This window comes from Sandarakinorhabdus rubra, assembly GCF_010994245.1.
Taxonomy (GTDB): Bacteria; Pseudomonadota; Alphaproteobacteria; order Sphingomonadales; family Sphingomonadaceae; genus Sandarakinorhabdus; species Sandarakinorhabdus rubra.
Genome location: NZ_WMHO01000428.1, coordinates 1 through 797 on the forward strand (window position 1 = coordinate 1; position 797 = coordinate 797).

A 797-nucleotide genomic window follows, 5' to 3' on the forward strand; every position below is an offset into this window, starting at 1 on the left:
CGGCGCGGCCCTGGCGGCTGTTCGTGCCGCCACAGCCGATCGAGGTGCTGGCCGAAGTGCCCGATGGCCCGCCGCGCCTGTTTCGCTGGCGCGGGGCCAGCCACCGCATCACTGCGGCTGAAGGGCCCGAACGCATCGCGGCGGAATGGTGGCGGCGGAAGGACGGCGCCGGCCTCACCCGCGATTACTGGCGGGTGGAGGATGAACAGGGCCGCCGCTTCTGGCTGCTGCGCCACGGGCTCTATGGTGCGGAGGCAACGCATCCGCGCTGGTATGTGCACGGGCTGTTTGCATGACGCCCGAGGGCTTCGCCGAACTGGCGGCGGCCACCCATTTCTCCTTCCTCGAAGGCGCGTCCAGCCCAGCGGCGATGGTGGCGGCGGCGGTGGCGCTGGGCCATGCCGGCATCGGCATTGCCGATCGCAACACGGTGGCCGGCGTGGTGCGCGCCCATGTGGCAGTGCGTGAACTTGCCGAAGCGGCGAAGGAGGCGGGCCAGGCGCCGCCGGCCTTCAGGCTGGCGGTGGGCGCGCGGCTGGTGTTTGCCGATGGCACGCCAGACGTGATCGCCTATCCCGCCCATCGCCGTGGCTGGGGCCGGCTCACCCGCCTGCTCACGCTGGGCAACCGGCGCGCCGAGAAGGGCGGCTGCATCCTCCACCTCTCCGATCTGATCGCGCATGCCGATGGCCTGCTGCTGATCATGATGCCGCCGCAGGGCGCCCAGCACAGCCGGCTGGCCGAACTGGCGCGCGCCTGCCCCGGCCGGCTGTGGCAGGGGGCGGTGATGGGGGGGC

At 72.8% G+C, this 797-nt stretch carries 2 protein-coding genes; both read left to right on the plus strand.

All coding sequences use genetic code 11. From position 1 onward, the window contains the following. Positions 1–296 (plus strand): DUF6504 family protein (locus tag GJV64_RS15035; protein ID WP_328799209.1); only part of this gene is annotated, 296 nt, incomplete at its 5' end. Beyond that, on the plus strand, positions 293–797 hold a 505-nt coding region (locus GJV64_RS15040), incomplete at its 3' end, for a PHP domain-containing protein (protein ID WP_164158326.1). The genes GJV64_RS15035 and GJV64_RS15040, both read left to right, overlap by 4 nt.